This is a genomic window from Tropicibacter alexandrii (assembly GCF_003667315.2).
Lineage (GTDB): Bacteria > Pseudomonadota > Alphaproteobacteria > Rhodobacterales > Rhodobacteraceae > Tropicibacter > Tropicibacter alexandrii.
Window position 1 is genome coordinate 1 of record NZ_RCTZ02000044.1, and the last position, 4,540, is coordinate 4,540.

General features: G+C 53.1%; 2 protein-coding genes and 3 pseudogenes. 3 read left to right on the top strand and 2 right to left on the bottom strand.

The genetic code is table 11. The features are described from left to right. Nucleotides 1–587: 587 nt before the first annotated feature. From D8Z78_RS24170 to D8Z78_RS24180, 3 genes and pseudogenes are all read left to right on the top strand, one after another. Complete coding sequence (locus tag D8Z78_RS24170; protein WP_121634705.1) at nt 588–1,241, top strand: response regulator transcription factor; 654 nt, start codon at nt 588–590, stop codon at nt 1,239–1,241. Nucleotides 1,242–1,448: 207 nt separating this feature from the next. Next, nucleotides 1,449–2,290 (top strand): annotated as a pseudogene (locus tag D8Z78_RS24175) (IS5 family transposase). Nucleotides 2,291–2,502: 212 nt separating this feature from the next. Continuing rightward, entirely contained in the window at nt 2,503–3,240 is a 738-nt protein-coding gene (locus tag D8Z78_RS24180) for a hypothetical protein (RefSeq protein ID WP_128910927.1), read from the top strand. Between the two features lie 241 nt (nt 3,241–3,481). Here the strand turns inward: D8Z78_RS24180 and D8Z78_RS24185 are convergent. Further along, nucleotides 3,482–4,181: pseudogene (locus D8Z78_RS24185) on the bottom strand (IS5 family transposase); the annotation flags it as partial. Between the two features lie 79 nt (nt 4,182–4,260). Beyond that, nucleotides 4,261–4,465, bottom strand: a pseudogene (locus D8Z78_RS24190) (hypothetical protein); the annotation flags it as partial. Nucleotides 4,466–4,540: the final 75 nt, after the last annotated feature.

Genomic DNA, 4,540 nt, shown 5'->3' on the forward strand with positions numbered 1-4,540 from the left:
GAAGTTCTGGCAGGCTTGATCACCCGCCACGATACGCCGCCCTCTCAAACCCCGTCACCCAGTTTCACGCATAGCTCATTCAGGACCACCTCTTACGACAATTTCGACCTCTCTCGTTGAGTTGACGAAGATTGATCGCGCATGGAACAAACGAGCAGGACGAGAAATACGTTCGAAAAACTTTGTTCAGCAGCCTGCTCAGCACAATGATCCCCAAAGTGAACCCTTCACGGCGGGAGTTCTGCGACAACGCCCACTCGAGCAACGTTTGCATGTTGCCGCTTCAGAGAGTTCACCCTCGGGCGTCACAGGTTACCACGCGGTTCAAAACCCTGCGACGAACCCACTATTGATACGAATGAGCCCCCCCACTGGAGGCTTAAACGGCACGTAAGTACCTGATTTATATCAAAGCACACACATTTCGCGCCACAAGATATATTGATATGCGAATGGATGGTTTTCTATCCTAAAGAGTAAGTTGCTCACCGCGATGGCGTAGCCTAATCGTCCCCGTGTAGTTTTGACCAGTCAAACAAAAAATGGCCCCAACGGCAAACACTCACACCAACTAGCCAGGCACTACCGTGAAAATCAGCAATCTAAAAGAAGTCCCACACAGTGGGCTACGGGTTCTTGTCGCCGATGATCATCGGCTTGTAAGCGAAGCTGTTGCGACAATTTTGCAAAATCACGGCTTCGAAGCCGAGATCTTGAGTTCATACTATGAATTGGAGGAGGCGCTATCATCTGGCGCACAGTTCGATATCGTATTGCTGGACATCGACATGCCCGGAATGGTTGGTGTTGCATCGCTTCGAGAGATTTTGGAAACTGGACAAGTGGGTCAAGTTCTACTGTTCAGCGGGTCCATTGACCCAGGGACCGCACTTCAGGCGCGGTCCGCTGGCGCCGCTGGGGCTATTCTCAAGACGACCTCGCTTGCTGCTCTGCCAAGCATCCTTAGGTTTGTTGCCGCCGGTGAAGAGTATTTCCCTGCCTCGATGGTTGCGCAGATAAGTCAACGTCAAACAACTTTGAACGACTTATCCGAAGATGAGAAAGAGGTCTTGAAGTTGGTTGCCTCCGGAAGCTCCAATAAGGAGATTTCCTACAATTTGAATGTCGCAGAGTCAACTATTAAAATGCATATCAGAAACATTTTTCGTAAAACGGGCTGTAAGAATAGAGCTCATGCTGCTGTTTTTGCGAAAGAGCACAATCTAACTGGCGACGGCTAATGCCACTTTTTCGCTTTCTATTGCGGAGCGAGAATTGGGCCTGTTGCGTATTTGTTCCGCTTCAGCTGATCATTTAACCGACTGCTGGCAAGAGGTTTATGGAACGTATTTCTCGTCCTGCTCGTTGGCCCCTGGCGCGATTAGGGTCAGGATGCATTGATTTCGCGCGAATAGCATGATTCACGGCTGCGAAAACGGAGCGGTGACATGAGCGATCTCTTCTGGCTGACCGCCGCGCAGATGGCGCGCCTGCCCCCTTTCTTCCCGAAGTCCCTCGGCAAGCCTCGTGTTGATGACCGGCGTGTGTTGATCGGGATCATCTTCATCAATCGCAATGGCTTGGGTTGGCGGGATGCGCCGAAGGAGTGTGGTCCGCATAAGACGCTCTACAGCCGGTGGAAGCGGTGGAGCGAGAAAGGCATCTTCGCCCGGATGATGGCAGGTCTGGCCGCTGAGCACGGCGAAGAGAAGACCGTGATGATCCCCTCTCGGGACATCACTCCGTGATGCCCTGCCGAGCAGTGGACGCGACATATCTCAAGGCCCATCGAACGGCGACCAGAATGGCCGCGAAGTAAGGAGGATCAGGAATTGATCCGGGGGATCAATTCCCCGACGAACGGGGGCGTGATCGTCTGATCGGTCGAACCAAAGGCGGCATGAACACCAAGCTGCATGCCATCTGCGACAGTCAGGGACGACCGATCGACCTGTTCGTCACCGCCGGACAGCTCAGCGATTACATCGGCGCACGCGCATTGCTCAGCGGCCTGCCAAACGTTGAATGGCTGCTCGGGGATCGGAGCTACGACGCTGACTGGTTCAGAGAAGCTTTGCAGGACAAGGGGATACGCGCCTGTATCCCTGGCCGGAAGAAACGCAAGACACCGGTCAAATACGATAAGCGCCGATACAAGCGGCGCAATCGCATCGAGATCATGTTCGGAAGACTCAAAGTCTGGAGGCGTGTGGCAACCCGCTATGATCGGTGCCCGAAGGTCTTCCTTTCGGCCATCGCCCTCGCCGCACTCGTCATCTACTGGTTATGAATCCTGAGCCTAGTCAAGATGTCAGAGGTTTCATTTTTATCTATTTAAAAACAATAGCTTGCGCATTTTTTTTCGTTGGGGTGTGAATAGGTTCGTGTGCACTGGTACTGCGCGGAGTTTTCGATGTATCTAACTCAAGCAACGAGTGGCTCTCAGCTTTGATTGATTTTCAGATTCAATGGCTCAAATGCCAAGTGATCTGGAATGATTGAATGAAATACGCCGACGGATGCTTGCACCGGCGGTTAGGGACAGAAGAGACGAGTATGTCGCAGACATTACGATTTGATAAGTCGGAGTGGTTCAATGTCATCGAGCATTTGGATAATCTTGAGGTAGTCGCAGATGTTTGGGCCGAAGAGATTGAGCAGCGCATTCCGTCGAAGAACTTGGATTTTGTGAAAGAGACCTTTTTGCGCGCTGGCCTGAAGGCTTACCGCGCATCGATCGGCAGTTCGGTTATCGCAAAACAAGTGTGGAGTGCATCAGGATATTCAAAATCCACTTTCCATCGAACGTTTGATTCTTTTGGGAGCTATCAGTTGAGACTGTATCACTTTCTTTGTGATACTGCGATCGACGCATTTCAAGACTACTTGAACGGCCGAGATCGGACACCTGAAGAGTTCTGCCGATTTTCTAGGGACTGCATATATAGCTCCCACCTTGCCGTCCCGAGCCGACTCGTGGCGGAAGTGTATCGGTTAAACTCTCCTATATCACCTCTAGATTTTCATCCATATGTGCCGCGAACTGCCGAAGTTATGCACGAGTACGTTCGGTGTCGGCGGCACCTTGGCTATCGAGAGTTTTCCAAGGAGGGACTGTGCGAGGTTCTTCGCACGCTCGACTACGATATTCTTTTCAGCAAGGTAAACGATGGTGGCTCTTTTCCAAGCGAGGAGCAGGCTTTGCGACTGGAACGAATGCTGCTTGCCTACCTGACGTGACTGCAGCGGCTAGAGAGATCCAAGTGAAGAGACAAAGTTCAAGGAGCGTTTAAAATGGTACGTTATACAAGTCATGTGAATCGCAGTTTCGCGATTTTTTCATTGATGGCTGTAGCTAGTTGCGGAACCGTATGGAAAGATATCCACTACGACAAAAAGATTGAACAGGAATGGTTGTTGTCTTCGCGCAGTGCGACCTTTACGTCATTTGACTTCATAGGACCAATTGAATGGGACTAGGTCATGTTGACAAATGGCGCACCCAGAGGCGCATCGACGTTATGTCGATGAAACCCAGGAAGCTCTACGCAGTCTTGTCGTAGCGGGTAGCGACGAGGCGGGCGTTCTTCAGCTTTTTGAAGAACCGTTTGACCAGGTTGCGCAGACGATGCAGGGACCGGTCGGCGGCTACACGCTTCTTTCGTTATTTACGCATCCCTTGCCCGGCAGGGCATCGCGAACCGATGTCCCGAGAGGGGGATGACGGGCAACACATCGCGTTCGTCCATGGATATGCGAATGCTGTCAGCGTCATAGCCTCGGTCAGCCAGTAGGACGCTCGGGGTCGGCAGGTTGTCTGCCATGACCATGTCGAAACCAAGATAATCGGAGGTTTGCCCCGCGGTGACCTCGGCCCTCATGGGTAGTCCGTTCGCCGTTGTGCTTGAACCAATTGCGCATCAATGGCTCACCATTGACGAGGAGTTGGATCTTGGTCGTGAAGCCACCCCTTAAGCGGCCCAAACCCTGTCGCGGAATCCCCTTTTAGCACCCGCTGCCGGATGATGGGCGCGAACCACGGTGCTGTCCGCTGCCCGGCAGGCGGCTTTGCCGCCGAGAGGAATCATTAGCAGTGCGTGCGGGACCGCGCCGCGTTCGTTCAGGGCGTCCAATATCTGCTCCCAGAGCCTTGCCAGCGTCCAAAGCTGGAACTGGCGGTAAGAGGTGGCCAGGGAAATCTGAACAGTCGGGATAAGTGGATTTTCCGCGCAAGAGCAGCATGATGCTGCAAGCGAGGAGAAGAAACGCCGTGAAGTCACGGTCCAGCAGGTTTGGCGCGATGTTGAACGTATGATCGCTGTCTGTGCGTCGTCGGGGAAATGATCCCCCGGATCATTTCCTGACCCTCCTCCACCTTGAACTTGCGCGTTCTTTCAACGGTGATCTCGTTTTCGCGCATCCGCTGCCTGCGGCTGGCAGGTCGGCTACTGAAAGCCCGAAATCCGGTGACGTCCCCGGGCGTGGTGTAGCTGGCGGTGGCCATCGGGTTTCCCGGTAGGGTCGGGTTGCGAGAACCAAC

Bases quoted from the DNA above. Each gene is read 5' to 3' on its own strand.
- D8Z78_RS24180 (WP_128910927.1), top strand. From the start codon at position 2,503: ATGAAATACGCCGACGGATGCTTGCACCGGCGGTTAGGGACAGAAGAG.